The organism is Streptomyces bauhiniae (assembly GCF_004784475.1).
Lineage (GTDB): Bacteria > Actinomycetota > Actinomycetes > Streptomycetales > Streptomycetaceae > Streptomyces > Streptomyces seoulensis.
Map to the genome: position 1 here is coordinate 764,018 of NZ_SRRT01000002.1, position 17,418 is coordinate 781,435.

Annotated in this window: 16 protein-coding genes; 5 read left to right on the forward strand and 11 right to left on the reverse strand. The window is 71.9% G+C overall.

Going from position 1 to position 17,418, the window contains the following annotated elements; genetic code table 11:
* The first annotated feature begins 120 nt into the window (after positions 1 to 120).
* A complete protein-coding gene (gndA, locus tag E5083_RS08720; protein ID WP_135785009.1) occupies positions 121 to 1,560 on the forward strand; it encodes an NADP-dependent phosphogluconate dehydrogenase in 1,440 nt (479 codons plus the stop codon).
* 104 nt (positions 1,561 to 1,664) lie between these two features.
* On the opposite strand, the gene eno is transcribed toward gndA, so the two are convergent.
* A complete protein-coding gene (gene eno, locus E5083_RS08725; protein ID WP_135785010.1) occupies positions 1,665 to 2,954 on the reverse strand; it encodes a phosphopyruvate hydratase in 1,290 nt (429 codons plus the stop codon).
* 743 nt (positions 2,955 to 3,697) lie between these two features.
* On the opposite strand from eno, the gene E5083_RS08730 reads away from it, so the two are divergent.
* On the forward strand, positions 3,698 to 4,192 hold the full coding sequence (locus tag E5083_RS08730; RefSeq protein ID WP_135785011.1) for an inorganic diphosphatase: 495 nt from the start codon (positions 3,698 to 3,700) through the stop codon (positions 4,190 to 4,192).
* Positions 4,193 to 4,213: 21 nt separating this feature from the next.
* Here E5083_RS08730 and E5083_RS08735 read toward each other — a convergent pair whose 3' ends face one another.
* The 5 genes from E5083_RS08735 to E5083_RS08760 form a co-directional block, all read right to left on the reverse strand.
* Complete coding sequence (locus tag E5083_RS08735) at positions 4,214 to 4,759, reverse strand: hypothetical protein (protein WP_208754001.1); 546 nt, start codon at positions 4,757 to 4,759, stop codon at positions 4,214 to 4,216.
* Entirely contained in the window at positions 4,756 to 5,040 is a 285-nt protein-coding gene (locus E5083_RS08740; protein WP_135785012.1) for a DUF211 domain-containing protein, read from the reverse strand. Before E5083_RS08740 ends, E5083_RS08735 begins: the two co-directional genes overlap by 4 nt.
* 521 nt (positions 5,041 to 5,561) lie before the next feature.
* Entirely contained in the window at positions 5,562 to 5,891 is a 330-nt protein-coding gene (locus E5083_RS08750) for a GNAT family N-acetyltransferase (RefSeq protein WP_135785014.1), read from the reverse strand.
* A gap of 31 nt (positions 5,892 to 5,922) precedes the next feature.
* Complete coding sequence (gene panD, locus E5083_RS08755) at positions 5,923 to 6,342, reverse strand: aspartate 1-decarboxylase (RefSeq protein WP_135785015.1); 420 nt, start codon at positions 6,340 to 6,342, stop codon at positions 5,923 to 5,925.
* A gap of 120 nt (positions 6,343 to 6,462) precedes the next feature.
* On the reverse strand, positions 6,463 to 8,328 hold the full coding sequence (locus E5083_RS08760) for a hypothetical protein (protein WP_135785016.1): 1,866 nt from the start codon (positions 8,326 to 8,328) through the stop codon (positions 6,463 to 6,465).
* Between the two features lie 69 nt (positions 8,329 to 8,397).
* On the opposite strand from E5083_RS08760, the gene E5083_RS08765 reads away from it, so the two are divergent.
* On the forward strand, positions 8,398 to 9,576 hold the full coding sequence (locus E5083_RS08765) for an FAD-dependent oxidoreductase (RefSeq protein WP_135785017.1): 1,179 nt from the start codon (positions 8,398 to 8,400) through the stop codon (positions 9,574 to 9,576).
* A 133-nt stretch (positions 9,577 to 9,709) separates the two neighbouring features.
* Here the strand turns inward: E5083_RS08765 and dgoD are convergent, their stop codons facing one another.
* From dgoD to E5083_RS08785, 4 genes are read right to left on the reverse strand one after another with little or no spacing between them, the layout of a single operon-like run.
* Complete coding sequence (dgoD, locus tag E5083_RS08770) at positions 9,710 to 10,861, reverse strand: galactonate dehydratase (protein WP_135785018.1); 1,152 nt, start codon at positions 10,859 to 10,861, stop codon at positions 9,710 to 9,712.
* Positions 10,862 to 10,888: 27 nt separating this feature from the next.
* Positions 10,889 to 11,500: a bifunctional 4-hydroxy-2-oxoglutarate aldolase/2-dehydro-3-deoxy-phosphogluconate aldolase gene (locus tag E5083_RS08775; RefSeq protein ID WP_135785019.1), complete on the reverse strand. Its 612-nt coding sequence runs from the start codon at positions 11,498 to 11,500 to the stop codon at positions 10,889 to 10,891.
* Positions 11,488 to 12,234: an IclR family transcriptional regulator gene (locus E5083_RS08780; RefSeq protein ID WP_135785020.1), complete on the reverse strand. Its 747-nt coding sequence runs from the start codon at positions 12,232 to 12,234 to the stop codon at positions 11,488 to 11,490. The genes E5083_RS08775 and E5083_RS08780 overlap by 13 nt, the downstream gene beginning before the upstream one ends.
* A 4-nt stretch (positions 12,235 to 12,238) precedes the next feature.
* Positions 12,239 to 13,147, reverse strand: a complete 909-nt coding sequence (locus tag E5083_RS08785; RefSeq protein WP_244317434.1) for a sugar kinase — start codon at positions 13,145 to 13,147, stop codon at positions 12,239 to 12,241.
* A gap of 53 nt (positions 13,148 to 13,200) precedes the next feature.
* On the opposite strand from E5083_RS08785, the gene E5083_RS08790 reads away from it, so the two are divergent.
* Positions 13,201 to 15,405 (forward strand): sugar porter family MFS transporter, encoded by a 2,205-nt coding sequence (locus E5083_RS08790; protein ID WP_135785021.1) that lies wholly within the window; start codon positions 13,201 to 13,203, stop codon positions 15,403 to 15,405.
* Positions 15,406 to 15,455: 50 nt separating this feature from the next.
* Positions 15,456 to 16,457 carry a helix-turn-helix transcriptional regulator gene (locus E5083_RS08795; RefSeq protein ID WP_135785022.1) on the forward strand — a complete coding sequence of 334 codons (1,002 nt, stop codon included), beginning with the start codon at positions 15,456 to 15,458 and terminating at the stop codon, positions 16,455 to 16,457.
* On the opposite strand, the gene E5083_RS08800 is transcribed toward E5083_RS08795, so the two are convergent.
* The gene (locus tag E5083_RS08800; RefSeq protein ID WP_135785023.1) at positions 16,448 to 17,389 is read right to left on the reverse strand and encodes an SDR family oxidoreductase; all 942 of its coding nucleotides are present in this window, start codon (positions 17,387 to 17,389) and stop codon (positions 16,448 to 16,450) included. The genes E5083_RS08795 and E5083_RS08800 overlap by 10 nt on opposite strands.
* Positions 17,390 to 17,418 lie beyond the last annotated feature (29 nt).

Genomic DNA, 17,418 nt, shown 5'->3' on the forward strand with positions numbered 1-17,418 from the left:
TGTCGTCCGTACCTGTACCTGGCGAGCCGGATGTGCGCTCGCCGGGGCGGCGCGACAGGATGGGCCGCAGGGCCCCCACCGACGGAGCCGCAGCAACGACGCAGCTAGGGAGCAGGCGGTATGAGCACACACGCGCAGATCGGCGTCACGGGCCTGGCGGTCATGGGCCGCAACCTCGCCCGGAACTTCGCGCGCAACGGCTATACGGTCGCCGTCCACAACCGCACGGCGTCGAAGACGCGCGAGCTGGTGGAGGAGTTCGGGGGCGAGGGCGAGTTCGTCCCGGCCGAGACCGCCAAGGAGTTCGTGGAGTCGCTGGAGCGGCCGCGCCGACTGGTGATCATGGTGAAGGCGGGTGAGCCGACGGACGCGGTGATCGAGGAGTTCGCGCCGCTGCTGGAGCCCGGCGACATGATCATCGACGGGGGCAACGCGCACTTCGCGGACACCCGGCGCCGGGAGCGGGACCTGCGCGAGCAGGGCATCCACTTCGTCGGCACCGGCATCTCCGGCGGCGAGGAGGGCGCGCTGCACGGGCCGAGCATCATGCCGGGCGGCTCGGTGGAGTCGTACGACTCGCTGGGGCCGATGCTGGAGAAGATCTCCGCCAAGGCGGACGACGGGGCGCCCTGTGTGACGCACGTGGGTCCCGACGGCGCCGGGCACTTCGTGAAGATGGTGCACAACGGCATCGAGTACGCCGACATGCAACTCATCGGCGAGGCATACCAGTTGCTGCGCGATGTCGCCGGGTACTCGCCCGCCGAGATCGCGGACATCTTCCGTACCTGGAACCAGGGGCGGCTGGACTCCTACCTGATCGAGATCACCGCCGAGGTGCTGTCCCACGTGGACGCGGAGACCGGCAAGCCGTTCGTCGACGTGGTGGTCGACCAGGCCGAGCAGAAGGGCACCGGCCGCTGGACCGTGCAGATCGCCCTCGACCTCGGCGTACCGGTCTCCGCCATCGCCGAGGCCGTCTTCGCCCGCTCCGTATCCGGCCACGCGGAGCTGCGCGAGGCATCCCGGCATCTCGCCGGCCCCTCCGCCCGCACCCTCGGCAAGGAGGAGGCGGCGGCCTTCGCCGACCAGGTCGAGCAGGCGCTGTACGCCTCGAAGATCGTCTCCTACACCCAGGGCTTCCACCAGATCGCCACCGGCAGCGAGGAGTACGACTGGGACATCGACCTCGGCAAGGTCGCCGCGATCTGGCGCGGCGGCTGCATCATCCGCGCCGCCTTCCTCGACCGCATCACCCGGGCCTACGAGGCCCAGCCCGGCCTCCCCAGCCTGCTGGCCGACGAGGGCTTCGCCGACGAGATCGCCGCCGCCCAGGACGACTGGCGCAGCGTCATCGCCACCGCCGTCGCCCAGGGCGTCCCCACGCCCGCCTTCGCCGCCACCCTCGCCTACTACGACTCCCTGCGCGCCCCCCGCCTCCCCGCGGCCCTCACCCAGGGTCAGCGCGACTACTTCGGCGCCCACACCTACCACCGCACCGACCGCGACGGCGCCTTCCACACCCTCTGGGGCGGCGACCGCGCCGAAGTCAGCGCCTGACGGCCAGGAGCCCCCGTGGGCGGGGGTACTCGCCGAACAACATGAAGGCTCGGGACAGACAGCTCCGTCCCGAGCCTTCGGCGGCGCGGGTGTGCAGCCCCGCGTCAGGCCGTGCGGGCATCGAGCCAGGGCAGGCCGAAGGGAAGTTCGGGGTTCTCGTCCGCGATCTCGATCAACCGGTTGTACTTGGCGATTCGTTCGCCGCGGGCGGGGGCTCCGGACTTGATCTGGCCGCAGCCCGAGCCGACCGCGAGGTCCGCGATGAAGGAGTCCTCGGTCTCGCCGGAGCGGTGGGAGACCATCTGGGTGTAGCCCGCGTCCCGGCAGACCCGCATGGCGTCGAGGGTCTCGGTGACCGTGCCGATCTGGTTGACCTTGATGAGTGCGGAGTTGGCGACCTTCCGGCCGACTGCCTCGCTGATGATGACGGGGTTGGTGACGAAGATGTCGTCGCCCATGATCTGGATGCGGTCGCCGAGGCGGGCGGTGAGGCGGACCCAGCCGTCCCAGTCGTCCTCGGCGAGACCGTCCTCGATGGACCACACCGGGAAACGCTCGGTGATCTCCTCGTAGCGGTCGATGAGCCGGTCGCTGGTCAGGGCCTCGCCCGCCACCCGGTACCGGCCGTCCGGCTCCCGGAACTCGCTGGCGGCCGGGTCCAGCGCGATCGCGACACCGTCCCTGCCGGGGGTGTAGCCGGCGTCCGTGATCGCGTCGACCAGGAACCGCAGCACGTTCTCGGGGTCGTCGAGGGCAGGGGCGAACCCGCCTTCGTCGCCCAGGCCGGTGGTATACCCCTCGGTGGCCAGGCGGGATTTGAGGCGCGCGTACACCTCGGCTCCGGCCCGGACGGCTTCGGGCAGGTCCGGGGCGCCGAGCGGCGCGAGCATGAACTCCTGGAAGTCCAGGCTGTTGGCGGCGTGCGCACCGCCGTTGACGACGTTGAAGTGGGGCACCGGCAGAGTCGGGCGGGTCCCCGCGGCCCGCGCGATGTACTGCCACAGCGGCAGTCCGGCGACGGCGGCCTCGGCGCGCCAGGCGGCGAGAGAGACTCCGACGACGGCGTTCGCGCCGAGACGGGACTTGGTTCCGGTGCCGTCCAGTTCGATCAGTGCCCGGTCGAGGTCGGCGGCGGAGGCGAAGGTCCGGCCGGTCACGGCACCGGCGATCTCACCGTTCACGTGGGCGACCGCGCTCCGCACGCCCTGGCCGCCGTACCGGGTCCGGTCGCCGTCGCGCAGCTCGACGGCCTCGCGGGTGCCGGTGGAGGCGCCGGAGGGCACCCCGGCGCGGACGCGGATGCCGTCGGCGGTGGTGAGCGTGACGGCGAGGGTGGGCCGGGCGCGGGAGTCCAGGATCTCCGCGGCGTGCAGCCGGTCGATCTTCAGGGTCATGCGCTTCTCCTCGGGAATGTCGGGAGCGCCTCCTGGCCGTGGCGCGGGTGTTCTCCATGCGGTCGAAGGCGGTGATGTCTTCCAGGCCCTGTGCGTCCGCGTAGCGCGGGTCGTGGGCGGGGGGCATCTCTCACGCGGCCGGGCGGCGGGACGGGGGGGTGCGGGGTCGCGGGTGCGGGCATGGCTCCTCCTGGTCACATCCGTAGGACCAGGGACCGTCAGCGGCGGAATGCCGCGGTTGCGGTGAGCCCCATCACCGGCGCGCTCTGCGCACTCGTACGCTGCCCGGCGAAGGGCCGAAGCAGACCTTCAGGGTACGCCGGAGCGGCGTCGCGCGCCGCAGCGTGCCACGACCCGTCCGCCAGGACCCCGTGCCGGGCCGCGGGTACTCTGGAAGGGCGCGAGGCGCCCGGCGATGGACCCCGCCGGGGCCACCCGTTCGAGGGTGGCCGATCCGCCGCACCGGCCGATGGTTCCTGCCCAGCCCGCCAACGGGAGACCTGGGAGGCCACCATGTTTGCCGCCGCTTCGTCGCATGCGGGCGCGCAACTCGCTTGTTCTGCGCGTCTGTTCGTCTCGACCTGGCTGCGCAATGGCCTGACCGCGCCCTCATGGGCGCCCCTCGCTGGCATTCCCCCACAGGTCCGGGTGCTGGGACCGCAGCGGAGCCCGACCGAGCCCCGGGCACGCCTCCGCGTGATGCTGCTGCCCACCCTTGCCGGCTCACCTGGGAGGTCGCGGTGATGGAATGCGTGATCGTGGTGGCCGCGACGATCGGCTCGCCGTTCGCCCCCGCCGACGAGTCGGACGGGTACGCGCTGATGAGCGCGGGCTCAATCCGGGTGACGGGTTACCCGGTCGGGGCGGGTGCCGTGGCCGGCACTCTCACCGACGGCAGCAACCCGGTGGACGCCCTGCTGCTCATGGAGGAACCCGCGCTGCCGGGCCAGGAAATCCAGGCACGGCCGGTCGCCCTGCTGCACACCCTGGTGGACGGCCTGCCACGGATCGAGGTGCTGTGTGTGCCGGCGCACGACGCCAACTTCGCCTCCCTGACCGATGTCGCGGCCCTGCGCGCCTGGCATGCCGACGAGGGCACCCTGGCCACCGTGCTGCACCGGCTGGAGCGGGGGCATCGCTGGCGCATCACGGAATTCGAGGAGGCACCGGCGGCGGAGAAATTCCTGGCCGAGGCACGCCACTGCCACGAGGGCCTGACCTGGCGGAAGGAACAGTGACAGTGTCGATGTGCGGTCCGCTCATGTGATGTGCAGCCATACGCCGATCCAGATGACGGCTACTCCACCACTTCCCAGTACCGCCGCCCAGCGCACCGGGCTGCCGGCGAACAGGTGGCCGAGCGCGGCACCCAGGGCCGCCAGGGCGACGACGGCCAGCACGGCCACGATCCACGACAGGCCCGGCAGTGCCGCACCGACGAGCAGCGGCACCGTCGCCCCGGTGAAGCTCGCGGTGCAGGCGATGGCAGTGGCCAGCAGCGAGCGGGCGGTGGCGAGCCTGCCGAGCCGGGTGGTGGCCAGTTGCCCGCGCCGGGTCAGGTTCAACTGCCGTGAGGCGCGCATCAGATAGGCGCGGCGGTCGGCGTAATCGGCCACGAAGACCGCGAACGCGGCGGTCGTCAGCGCCACCAGACCCACCCGTACCGCGAGCGAGGCGGTGACCGGCGCACCCGAGCCGACCAGGGAGGCCGCGGCGAGGGTGAGCGCGTTGAGCAGGCCGTCCACCAGCCCGAGGACGAGTGGCAGCGTGGACCCTGCGGCGATCGTGCGCAACCGCCGGCTCATCGCGACCGTGGCTTGTTCTCCAGCGTGTACGTGCCGGCCACGACCTCGTCGATGCTGTGCACCACCGCACCGGTCCGGTCGATGGCGTGAATCAGTCGCTCCACGTCGATTCCGTCGCCCTCCACGGTCACGTTCGTACCGACGGTCTCGATGTCGATCTCGGTGACCGCGATGTTGACGGCCTCCACTCCCGCCACGTCCTCGATGACGAGGGCGAGGTGGATCAGGTCGGGTTCACTGACCGTCTTGTCCACGTCGAGAACCAGTCTGCGTACGGGCATCGCGGACTCCCTCATTTCGCGGCCGGCAGCCCCGTGTCATCCACTCTCATGATGCGTCGGACGTCCGAGTCCAGCCACGCGTCACCAGAGAAAGCCGTGACGGCCGGGGTCTCCCCCAGCCGTCACGGCTCCGCATGATCGCTCACTCGAGCCGGAGCCCGGCCGTCGGCTCCGGTCGATGTCCGCCTCGTAGCCTTCAGCGGCTCAGCGGGGGACCCGGCTCCGGGCTCGGCACGGGTTCCGGGCCCGGTGGGATGGGCGACGGGGCGGGGCCAGGGGGCACCGGACCCGGCGCGGGCGGACCGGGGGCCGGAGGCGTGGGGCCCGGTCCAGGGGGTGTGGGCTCGGGGGCCGGGTCCGGGGGTGGTACCGGGGTGGGGTACGGGTCCGGTGGGGTGGGGCCGGGTGCCGGGGGGACTGGGTCGGGGTTCGGCTGGGTCATGACTGCCTCCGTGCGGTCGCCGGACTTCGTGGTGACCACCTCCCGACTACCCGCCGTACCCCACCCCACTCCCCCGCGATCAGCGCCGCACCCGCTCCTTGGCGGCAGCGACCAGCGCGGGATCGGCGGCGGGAGCCTCGTCGGGATGCCGCTCGGCCCAGGTGACGACGTACGGGCACAACGGCGCGACCGCCACACCCTCCCGCCCGGCAAGCGCGTACAGCTCACGGGCGAGCGCCCCCGCGATGCCCTTGCCCTCGTGGGCGGGCTCCACGATCGTGTGAACGGGAACCAGGGCGCGCGCGGGCGAGTCCAGCACGAAGTACTCGATGTGCCCGACGACTTCACCCCCGGCGACGGCCTCAAGCCGGCCCGCCGCCCGGTCGTCACGAATCTCGACACCACTCATGGGCACGCACGCTCCTGGTCGTCGTCCACGGTCAGGCCGACACGGCCTGCGGACTGCGCTGCTGATCGGAACCGGGCACCGGCTCGGACGCATCCGCCCCGAGAGCCACGATCCGGTTGCCCTCATCCACATGGACAACCCTGGGCTTCAGCTCCCGCGCCTCGGCGTCGGAGACCTGAGCGTAACTGATGATGATCACCAGATCCCCGGGCTGCACGAGATGCGCCGCGGCCCCATTGATCCCGACCACCCCGGACCCACGCTCACCCTCGATGACGTACGTCTCCAGCCGGGCCCCATTGGTCACATCCACGATGTGCACAAGCTCCCCCGGCAGCAGATCAGCCGCCTCCAGCAGCTCGGCGTCGATCGTCACCGATCCCACGTAGTGCAGGTCGGCCTGGGTGACGGTGGCACGGTGGATCTTGGATTTGAACATGGTGCGCAGCATCGAAGTACTCCGAAATCTAGGCTCCCTGCCTGCGTTTTCGCAGGTCAAGTGCAACGTGGCTATTTTACAGCGAGGGGTCGGCCTTGAGGAATGACACTGATCACTTGCCCACGCAGGGGGTCACCGGTCGCGCAGCAACGTCTCCAGGTCCGCTCGATCCCAGCCCGCCTCGACCAGTACGTCGATCGCCGCGAAGTCGCCCAGGGCGAGGGCCGCTGCGGCGGCGACCTCCGGGTGGGGGTCGGAGGGGGCTGGGTGGCCGCCGAGGGTGCCGCTCAGTAGGGCTGCCGCTGTGCGGGTCAGGGGGTTGGGCTCGCGCAGCATGTCCGGGAGGATTCGGGGGAGGGAGGACAGCAGTTTACGGGAGGCTGTCAGCCAGGGTTCCGGCGCCGCTTCCGCGCGCATCGCGGACGCTATTCGTAGCGCCAGGCCCAGTACTCGGCGGCGGATCGTGCAGGGGTGGGCTCCTACGCCGATGGCTGCGCCGATCTGGGTCAGGTAGATGAAGGAGAGGATCGCTGCCGGGGGCAAGTCGGGGGCTGGGGACAGGAGTTGGTTCAGGGACTCAAACGCCTGTTCCGCGACCTCCGTATCGTGCGACAGCAACTCCGCCAGCAGGCGCGGGACCCCCGGCTCCGTCTCCTCGAACGACACCACGCTCAGCATGAGTTCACGCGCCGGCCACAGCGCATCCGCGTCGAGTCGCAGCACCGCCCGCCCGTCCGGGCCGCCCACCAGCAGGCGCAGGTCGGCGGCGAGGTGGACGGAGACGATGCCGGGGCCGAGGTCCAGGTCGGCTCGTTCGGCCGAGTTGATGTCCCACAGGGAGACCCCGGCGTCGCACCAGGACGCGACGAGTACCGGACCGTTGGCGGTGTGGGCCGAGGTGAGGCCGGTCAGCGCCGGTCCACGGCGGTCCGCCTCCACCGGGGCATCCCCGCTCTCCGGCATCCAGAGGTGCAGGCTTCCGTCCTCGTGGCCGGTCGCCACCAGCGGGCCCTGGTCCGGGACGTCGATGCGGGTCAGGGCCGTCAAGGGGCTGGTGTGCGGAACGGGTGATTCCAGCTCCGGTCGCTCGAAAGGCAGCGGCTCCGCAGATACCGAAACCACCTCCCACCGGCCATCCCCCGCCCTCAGCCCCAACCCCCGAGGCCCCTCCGTCACCGCGCAAGGTGGCTCGATCCGCGCCGCCCAGTCCACCCCCATCCGCTCCCCCAGCCGTACCAACGCCTCGGCGGTACGCGCGTGCACGGTCAGCTCGAAGTCGCCGTACCCCTCGTCGTGGAAGACCAGCGCGTCCGGAGCGCCGTACACCGTGATCTCCTGGGCGAGTTCGCGCCAGGGCCGGAAGCCCAGCGGGGTCAGCTCGGACTTGACCCGGGCGACGATCCGGTCGGTGTCGTCGTCGCCGTGCACCGTCCAGCCGTAGTGCGCGGGCAGGCGGTGGACGGTGAGTTGGAGGAAGAACTCGGATAGCGAGTCCGCCTGGAGCAGCCACCCGTTCTCCGAGTCGCTCACCAGGACGCGCGGGTCGGCCAGCCCCGCGTCGGCCGCCGCGTAGCCCCACTCGTTGCAGTACTCGTACTCCGCCTTGAACACGCACACCCGGCGGTCCGCACCCGGTGGGACGAGGGGGCTGTCGGCGGGGAGGCCGGCCGGGGTGCCGTAGCCGGCCGGGTCGGGGCGCGGGGTCGGTGGGTACTCGGGGTTGGTCCAGTACAGGCGCGGGCTGTGGACGAAGGAGTTGTACGGCAGCGCCCACCACTGGTCCAGCGCGGCCGGGATCGGCAGGTCCGGCGACGGGGCGGGCTCGTGGTGCCACGCCTCCGCGTCCGCCGGGACCTCGTACCCCCACTCCTCCTGGAATTGGCGCAGGAGTTCCCAGCGCGGGGCCATGTCCACCAGGCCAACGGCGTGCTCGTCCGGGCGGGGCCTCGTCCTGGCGAGCCGGGCCGCGAAGTCTCCGTAGTCGATCATGCTGTCCACCGGCGACAGCGTAGAAGACGGGAGAAACGGACCGCATCCGGTCGGGTCACCACAGCCGAAGGAGTAGCCATGAGTAACCCGCACGCCGTCGTCTCCGGTGCCGGCATCGCCGGCCTCTCCGCCGCCTACTGGCTGCGCAGCACCGGCTGGGAGGTCACCGTCATCGAGCGCGCGCCCAGCTTCCGGGACGGTGGCCAGAACGTCGACGTCCGGGGCGTCGCGCGCGAGGTGCTCGACCGGATGGGTCTCTTCGGCGCGGTGAAGGCGCTCAACACCACCGAGACGACGGCGGTGTTCGTGGACGAGCAGGGTGAGGTGACCGTCGAACTGCCCTCCGACGGGCCGGACGGCGCCACGGCCGAACTGGAGATTTTGCGCGGCGACTTCGCCCGCGCCATCCTCGACCACCTGCCCGACGGCGTCGAGATCGTCTACGGCGATACGATCGGCGACACCGCCGAGGACGAGGACTCGATCACCGTCACCACCGCGGCCGGCCGCGTCCTCCGCGCAGACCTCCTCGTGATCGCCGAGGGCGTGCGCTCCACCACGCGGGACCGGCTCTTCGACGGGCTGGTGGACCGACGGCCGCTCGGGATCAACATGGTGTTCGGCACCATCCCGCGCACCGACGGCGACGACGACCGCTGGCGCTGGTACAGCACGGTCGGCGGCCGGCAGGTCCATCTGCGGCCCGACAACCACGGCACCACCCGCGCCATCCTCGCCTACGCCCACGCCGAGGACCTCGCCCCGCTCGACCGCGACCGGGCGCTGGCCCGCGTCCGCGCCCGGTACGCAGGGGCGGGCTGGGAGACGGAGCGGGTGCTGGACGGGTTCGACGCCTCCGAGGACGTGTACGTCGACGGTCTCACCCAGATCCGCATGCCCACCTGGCACCGCGGCCGGGTCTGCCTCGTGGGCGACGCCGCGTGGTGCGTCACGCCGATGGGAGGCGGCGGTGCCTCACTGGCGCTGACCAGCGGTTACGTCCTCGCCGCCGGCCTCGCCGGCCGTCCGGACACCGAGGCCGCCCTCACCGCGTACGAGAGCTGGATGCGCCCGCTGGTCGACTCCGTGCAGAAGCTCCCGCCCGGTGTCGTACGCCTCGCCTACCCCCGTACCCGGCTCGGGCTCGCCCTGCGGACGCTGGTTATGCGGGCCCTCACCTCGCCGCTCCTCACCCCGGTCACCGCCCGGCTCACCCGCGTCGCGGACACGGACCGCCCACTGCCGCCGATCACCTGAGTCAGCGCGGCGCCGGTGCCCAGCCGGGCGGGTGGACCACACGCTCCCCCTCGGCCTCGAAGGTGCCGGACAGCAGGTAGGCGATGTTCCCGGAGCCCACTCAACCGGTTGGACCGGATCGGCCGTCACACCCCTACCACTCCGCGAGGGAGCCGTCCGTGTGCCGCCACACCGGGTTGCGCCAACGGTGGCCGTTCTCCGCGGCCTTGGCCACGGCGTCCTCGTCTATCTCGATGCCGAGGCCGGGGGCGCTGAGGCGGGCCATGTGGCCGTCGGTGGTGTCGAAGTCGAAGACGGAGGTGTCGACGAGGTAATCACCGAGGTCGGAGCCGACGTTGTAGTGGATGCCGAGGCTGGTCTCCTGGATGAAGGCGTTCGGGCTGGCGAAGTCCACCTGGAGGCAGGCCGCCAGCGCGATGGGGCCCAGCGGGCAGTGCGGGGCGAGTCCCACGCCGTGCACCTCGGCCTGGGCCGCGATCCGGCGCACCTCGGAGATGCCGCCGGCGTGCGACAGGTCGGGCTGGGCCAGTGCGATGCCGGAGCGCAGGACCAGGTCGAAGTCCCAGCGGGAGTAGAGGCGTTCACCGGTGGCGACCGGGATGCTGGTGGCGGCGGTGAAGTCGGCGTATTGCGAGGTGAGTTCGGGCAGCAGGGGTTCCTCGATGAACATCGGCCGGAGCGGTTCGAGCGCGCGGGCGAGCTGCTTGGCGAGGGCGGGCGAGGTGCGGCCGTGGAAGTCGACGGCGACGTCCCCGTCCTCGCCCATCACCTCGCGCACGGAGGCGACGCGAGCGAGGACGGCGTCGATCTCGCGGGCGGTCTCCAGGTGCTTGAGCCGGCCGCCGACGTTCATCTTCACGGCCCGGTAGCCCTGTTCGAGGCGCTGCGCCGCGTGCTCGGCGGCCTCGCTCGGGTCGTCGCCGCCGATCCAGGAGTACATCCGCATCCGGTCCCGCACCGCGCCGCCGAGCAGGTCGTGCACCGGGACGCCGTGGTACTTGCCCTTGATGTCCCACAGCGCCTGGTCGATGCCGGACACGGCGGACGACAGGACCGGGCCACCCCGGTAGAAGCCGCCCTTGGTCATGACCTGCCAGTGATCCTCGATCCGGAGCGGGTCCTGGCCGGTGAGGTAATCGGCGAGTTCGTCTACTGCGGCGGCCACGGTGTGGGCGCGGCCCTCGACCACGGGCTCGCCCCAGCCGGTTGTCCCCTCGTCCGTCTCGATCTTCAGGAAGAGCCAGCGGGGGGCGACGAGGTAGGTCGTGAGTGCGGTGATCTTCATGGCGGCTCCTGTCTGCGTACGGATGGGTCAGCGCTTCAAGAGATCGGTCAGCGAACGGAGTTGCTCCGGATCTTCGAGCGCCGAGCCGACGGCGACGACCCGGGCGCCCGCCGCCAGGTACGCGGCCGCGTTCGACGCGTCGATGCCGCCGGTGGCGACGAACGGCACCTCGGGGAAGGGCCCGCGCATGGCGCGGAACCAGTCCGGGCCCAGGACACTCGCCGGGAACGCCTTCAGCCAGTCCAGGCCCAGCGCCCGCGCCGCCTGGACATCGGTCGCCGTCGCCACGCCGGGCAGATGCGGCAGCCCCGCGTCGAGGCTCGCCCGCGCCACCTCGGCGTCGAACCCCGGCGCCACGGTGAAGGCCGCCCCGGCCGACACCGCCCACGCCAGCCGCTCCGCCGTGGTGACGGTGCCCGCGCCCACCGGCCTGCCGCGCCCGGCACCCGCCTCCACGACGGCCGCGAGGACCTCGGCGGCCTCCCGGCTCTGTACCGGCACCTCGACGCACTCGATGCCCAGATCCCAGGCACGGGTGGCCAGTTCGACGGACTTCTCGAGCGGCATCCCGCGCAGGATCGCCATCACGGGCGCCTCGGCGAAGATCCGGTCGAAGGTCAGGGGGTTCACGGTCGCCATCCCAGCTCCCTGGAGATCGTCTCTGCGGTGGTGGTCAGCTCGGGCAGCACGACCCGCTCCAGCGCGGTGAGGTCCGCCTTCGCCTTGAGCGCGGTCACGGAGATCGCCGCGATCACTTCGCCGCCGCTGTCCCGGACGGGTACGGCGACGCAGTTCACGTAGTCCTCGTACTCGCCGTCGTCCACGGCGAAGCCGCGTGCGCGGGTCTCGTCCAGCGCCTTCCGGTAGGCGGCCGGGTCGGTGATCGTGGTGGTGGTGTGGGGGGCGAAGTCGCAGCCTGCGAGCAGGGCTTCGGCGGTGGGACGCGGTAGATGGGCGAGGATCGCCTTGGCGACGCCGGCGGTGTGCAGGGTCACGGGCCGGCCGATCTGGGAGTACAGGCGCACTCCGTCCACCGGGTCTACCTTGTCGACGTAGACGATCTGATCGCCCTCCAGCGCGGCCAAGTGCACGGTGTGGCCGCAGTGTTCGCCCAGCGTGCGCAGATGGCCGGCCGCGATCTCCTTGAGCCCGAACTGCTCCAGCGCGAGTTGGGCGAGTCCGGCGAGCCGGTGTCCCACCGCGTACCGCCCGTCGGGCAGCCGCCGCGCGAGCCCGCCCTCGGTCAGCGACTCCAGGATGCGCAGCGCGGTCGACCGGTGCACGCCGAGGTGGTCGCCCACCTCGGTCTGGGTGCGGGGCCCGCGGGCGATGAACTCCAGGATGTCGATGGCCCGTCTCACCGTCTGTGACATGACGTCAGTTCCTTTCCAAGGTGTCGGCGGGCACATAGTCCTCGATGCTGCGCAGGGTGCGCCCGGCGAGGCGGTGCCCGAGGGCCAGCCGCTCGGCGGAGTTGGAGCCGTGCAGGAGTCCGCTCAGGTAACCGGCCGCGAAGGCGTCTCCGGCGCCGACCGCCTCGACGACCTCGACGGCGGGAGCGGGTACGAACTCCCGCGCAGAGCCGCTGAATTCGGTGGCCCCGACCTCGGCGTCCTTCACGACCAGCGTGCCGCGAGGCGCGAGGTGGGCGTGGATCTCCTCCGCCGTGGCGGTCCCCCACAGCCGCTCGCCCTCGTCCCGGCCGACGAACACGAGGTCCGCCCGGCGGGCCAGGCCCCGCAAGGCCGCCCCCGCCTCACCGAGCGAACTCCACAGCGTGGGCCGGTGATTCACGTCGAAGGACACCAACACCCCGGCCCGCGAAGCCCGTTCCATCAGCAGCTCCACCAGCTCCGCGCACCCTGTCGACAACGCGGGCGTGATCCCGGTCAGATGCAGGAGCCGCGCCCCGGCCAGGTCGACGCGCTCGGCATCCGCGGGCCCCATCCGCGAGGCCGCCGAGCCCCGCCGGTAGTAGTGCACACGGGTGCCGTCCGGCCCAGGGTCCTTGAAGTAGAGGCCAGTTGGCGCCTTCGGGTCCACCCGTACCCCACTGACATCCACTCCGCGCCCGCCGACCGCCGCGACGATCCGCCGCCCGAGCGGGTCGTCCCCGACCCGGCTCACCCACGCGGCCCGGTGTCCCAGGTCGGCCAGGTACTGCGCCACCGTCGACTCGGCTCCCGCGACGGCGAGCCGCAACTCCCGGCTGAGTTCCAGCCCTTCGCCGTCGGCCGGGGTGACCTGCGCCATCGTCTCGCCGAGGCAGACCGTCGTACCGGTCATCGCCATCCCCTCCATTGACATGCGGCTGTGGCCGTGAAGAACATTAGCGGCCCTTGCGCAACAGGCGTGCATATGTTGCAACAAGTATCGTCTTCAACAAGATCTTCTTCCCGTCGGTCTCCCCCTTCGCGGCCACCCTGGCGTCCTTCGCCACCTTCGGACGCGGCTTCGCGGTACGCCCCATCGGCGGGCTGCTCCTCGCCCATCTCGGTGACCGAATAGGGCGCCGCCCGGTGCTGATCCTGACCGTGGTCCTGATGGGCGCGGGCACGCTGGCCATCGGCGCGCTGCCCACGTACCACCAGATCGGCATCTGGGCGCCCGTGCTGCTCGTGCTGTGCCGGATGATGCAGGGCTTCGGCGTCGGCGCCGAACTCGGCGGCGCGTACGTCATGTCGACGGAAGCCGCCCAGGAACACAAGCGGGGCTTGTACGGATCGCTGCCCGGCGCGGGCGAGTTCATCGGCGTGGTCATCGCGTCCGGCGCGATCGCCGCCGTCTCCACGCTGCCCGAGGACGACTTCCTGAGCTGGGGCTGGCGCATCCCGTTCCTGGCCAGCGCCCTGGTCGTGGTGATCGCGCTGCTGATCCGCAACGCGGCGCCGGAGACCGAGCAGTTCGAGGCGGCCCGCGCCGGCGCGCACCAAGGGCGCTACCGCGCGCGGGTGAGCCCGGCACCGAGCCCCGCCGCGATCCGTCCCTTTCGTGCGCATCTCCCGCTCTCATCAGGGCAGACGATCCAGGTCCGGGCGCCCAGAGACCCGGATTCGAAGGAATGGATCACGGTGTCAGTGCAGAGCGTGGATGACCGCCGCCCGAGCGGGTCACACGAAAGAGGGACAACAGCGGAGACCCGCCGGACGGACCGCGCAGGAGCGGGCGGCCTGAACGGGCACATGCTGATGGCGGCCGTGGTGTCCGCGATCAGCGGACTGCTCTACGGCTACGACACCGGCATCATCTCCGGCGCGCTGCTCCAGATCTCCGACGAGTTCCACATCGGCAGCACCATGAAGGAGACCATCGCGGCGGGCATCCTGCTCGGCGCGGTGATCGGCTCCCTGGTGTGCAGCCGGCTGTGCGAGCGCTTCGGGCGGCACCGCACCATCCTGCTGATCTGCGGGATCTTCATCGCAGGCAGCCTGACCTGCGCCTTCGCCCCCAACGCGGTGGGCCTCGCGCTCGCCCGCGTACTGCTCGGCTTCGCGGTCGGCGGCGCCACCCAGACCGTGCCGATGTACGTGGCCGAGCTGGCCCCCATGGCGATCCGCGGGCGGCTCGTGCTCTGCTTCCAGCTCGCCATCGGCGCGGGCATCGTCATCGCCACCGTCGTCGGCGCGACCGAGGCCGTGTCCTGGCGGGTGGCGATCGGCGCGGCCGCCGTACCGGCCCTGCTGATGCTGCTGGGCCAGTTGCGGCTGCCTGAGAGCCCCCGCTGGCTGATCCTGCGCCATGGGCGCACGGACCGGGCGCGCGAGGTGCTCGAGGAGCTGAGGCCCGAGGGCTACGACGTGGACGCCGAGCTGGACGAGATCGCCGGTCTGGCCAGGCAGCAGGAGGACACCGACCGGGCCGAGCGGGGCTGGCGCGGGCTGCGGCAGCCGTGGGTGCGTCCGGCGCTGATCGTGGGCTGCGGTATCGCGGCCTTCACCCAGCTCTCCGGCATCGAGATGATCATCTACTACGCCCCGACCATCCTCACCGACAACGGCTTCCCGCAGGCCGACGCGCTCCGGATCAGCGTCGCCCTCGGCGTGGTCTACCTGGTGATGATGATCGTCGGCCTGTGGATCGTCGACAAGGTCGGCCGCCGCAGGCTCACCCTGATCATGGTCCCCGGCGCCGCGCTCAGCCTGTTCGCCCTCGGCGCCCTGTACGTCACCGGCCACGGCACCCGTGCCTACGTCCCGGCGATCGTGGGCTGCCTGCTGGCCTTCATGTTCTTCAACGCCGGCGGCCTCCAGCTCATGGGCTGGCTCACCGGCTCGGAGATCCACCCGCTCTCGGTGCGGTCGGCCGCCACCAGCGTGCAGTCGGCCACCCTGTGGAGCACCAACCTGCTGATCACCCTCACCCTGCTGACGATGATCAACGCGTTCGGCGTGGGCCAGGTCTTCTGGATCTACGCCCTCTTCAACGTCGCCGCCTGGCTGTTCGTCTGGCGGAGGATGCCGGAACTCACCGGGCGCAGCCTGGAAGACATCGAACGGCACCTGAAAGACCGGAAGTTCCGGCCGCAGGACTTCGCCCGGTCGTGAGGCGGCGGGGGCGCTCCGGCCTGAGCGCCCCCGTGCACGATGCTTGACCCATGCGTGCCGCCCGTCTCATCCGCATGGCGCTTCTCGTCCAGTCCAGCCCCGGCCTGACCGCCGACGCCCTCGCCCGCGAACTGGACGTCTCCCGGCGTACGGTCATCCGCGACGCCCAGGCGCTCCAGGAGGCGGGCGTCCCCATCCGCGCCGAACGCGGCCGCGCGGGCGGCTATCACCTGGCGCCGGGTCACCGCACCCGGCTCACCACCCTGCACCCCACCGAGGCCGAGACCCTCTACCTCTCCGGCCTGCCCTCCGCGCTGCGCGACCTCGGCCTCTCCGACGCGGCGGACACCGCCCGGCTGAAGCTCTCCGCCACCCTGCTCCCCTCGCTCCGCGCGGCGGCCGAGTCCTCGGTGCGCCGTTTCCACCTGGACGCCCCGGCCTGGTTCCGCGAGCCGTCGGCCCCCGAGCTGCTCCCGGAGCTGGCCCGCGCGGTGTGGTCCGACCGCACCGTCGAGATCACCTACGCACGGCCGGGCCGGGACGACGCGGTGACCCGCCTGCTCCAGCCGTACGGGCTCGTGCTGAAGGCGGGCGTCTGGTACGTCGTGGGCCGGGTCCCGGCCGGGCGGGACGGCGCCTGGCGCACGTACCGCGTCGACCGGGTCACGGCCCTCTCCCCCACCGACGGCGAACCCTTCGTCCGCGACCCCGGCTTCGACCTGACCGCGTACTGGCGGGCCAACGCGGAGGCGTTCGCCCGGACCCTGCTGCGGACGACGGCCACCCTGCGCCTCACCGAGCGCGGGCTCGCCCGCCTGCCCGCCGTCGCGGACCCGGCCGGGGTCGCGGACGCGCTGGCGTCCGCGAGCGGGCCGGACGCCGACGGCCGGGTGACGGTCGAGCTGCCGGTGGAGTCGGAGGAGGTCGCGTTCGCCCAGCTCAGCGAGTTGGGCGCGGACGTGGAGGTGCTGGCCCCGGAGGGCCTGCGCGCCCGCTTCCGCGCGCACGCGCGGGCCCTCGCCGCGCTGTACGGGGTGGCCGGTCAGCGGTAGTCGTCGGGGGTGCCCTCCTTGCCGCCGAACTTGACCTCCTCGAAGTAGGCCCAGGCGTCCGGCCGGCTGCCGTCGATGTCCGTGAGGTCGTAGGTCTGGGCGAGTTCGGCGCTGGAGGTGGACCGGCCGTTCCAGCGGGCGGCGCGCTCGGGGTCGGCGGCGAGGGCGGCGATGCCGCGGGCGAGGTAGGCGGGCGACTCGGCGGTGGCGAAGTCGGGTTCCTGGGCGATGGCGTCACGCCAGTTCTCCTCGGTCACGCCGAAGTGGCCGAGCATCTGCTCCGAGCGCAGGAAGCCGGGCGTGACGGCGACGGCCGTACCGCCGTACTCCGCGAGTTCCTCGCCCAGTCCGAAGGCGATGCGGAGGGGGGCGTTCTTGGCGAGGTCGTAGTAGAGGTTCTCCCGGTACCGGCGGTTGTAGACGGCCGTGCCGTCGGTGACCTCCACGTGCAGCGGGCCGTCGGAGCGGATCAGCAGTGGGAGGGCGAGCGCGGCGGTGATGACGTGCGAGCGCACCCCGAGTTCCAGGATGCGCAGGCCGTCGTCGAGCGGGGTCTCCCAGCTCTTCTTGCCGAAGACCGAGTTGACCAGCAGGTGTTCGCCGCCCCAGAGGTCGTTGACGAGGATGTCGAGCCGCCCCTGCTCGCCCTCGATCCGCGCGACGAGCGCCCGCACCTGCTCGGGCTCCAGATGGTCGGTGGGTACGGCGATCCCGGTACCCCCGGCCGCCGTGACCAGTTCCGCCGTCTCCTCGATGGTCTCGGTGTCCCGCCCGACTTCGCTGGCCCGTTCGCGGGTGGTGCGTCCGGTGACGTAGACGGTGGCTCCGGCCCGGCCGAGCTCGACGGCCATCGCCCGTCCGGCGCCCCGAGTGGCCCCGGCGACGAGGGCGATGCGGCCGGCGAGCGGTGTGGTGAGGTGTTCTGTGGTCATGCTTCTACGGTGCACGCCAAAGGTGACAG